Source organism: Priestia endophytica, assembly GCF_026790145.1.
In the GTDB taxonomy this organism is placed as follows: Bacteria; Bacillota; Bacilli; order Bacillales; family Bacillaceae_H; genus Bacillus_I; species Bacillus_I endophytica_A.
Genome location: NZ_JALAMS010000006.1, coordinates 1 through 608 on the forward strand (window position 1 = coordinate 1; position 608 = coordinate 608).

A 608-nucleotide genomic window follows, 5' to 3' on the forward strand; every position below is an offset into this window, starting at 1 on the left:
AACCACTTTTTAATAATAGATGAACCAGGAAAGGTAGAAATCTGTTTCATGATCCACTCATGCCGTAGATGATCGAAACATCCGCGGAAATCCCCTTCAAATACCCATTTCTTCTTACTATTTGCATTAAGCTTAGTGTGGAGGTTGCTGATGGCGTCATGTGTGCTTCTTTTAGGTCGAAAACCATATGAACTCGGCTCTAGGCGAACTTCCCATTGTGGTTCCAAAGCTGTTTTAATCATATTCTGATAGACACGGTCTTTTATAGTAGGAATTCCAAGAGGTCTAAGTTTGCCATTCTTCTTTGAAATAAATGTCCTTTTAGCTGGACGGGGACGGTGTAGGAGCACATTCTGTTTCTCCATTTGACAAAAGAGTATTATGCGCTCATTTGCATGAAGTGCTGTATAACCGTCTATTCCAGATGTACGCTTGCCTTTGTTTTGTTGTGTCACTCTACGAATAGAGAGTAATAGATTTGCCTTACTCCGAAGGAGTAAACGTTGTAGCTTTCGTACTTTCCTTTGTTGTTTGTATTGTTCGGCACGATAAATTCTTTGTCGTAACTTCGTTACATATTTCTGTATGGCCTTCCAATCAATAGATTG

The 608-nt window shown here is 39.6% G+C and carries 1 protein-coding gene; it reads right to left on the reverse strand.

Features of this window, described 5'->3' with window-relative positions:
• On the reverse strand, positions 1-602 hold a 602-nt coding region (locus MOC86_RS06750), incomplete at its 3' end, for a reverse transcriptase N-terminal domain-containing protein (protein ID WP_268583449.1).
• Positions 603-608 lie beyond the last annotated feature (6 nt).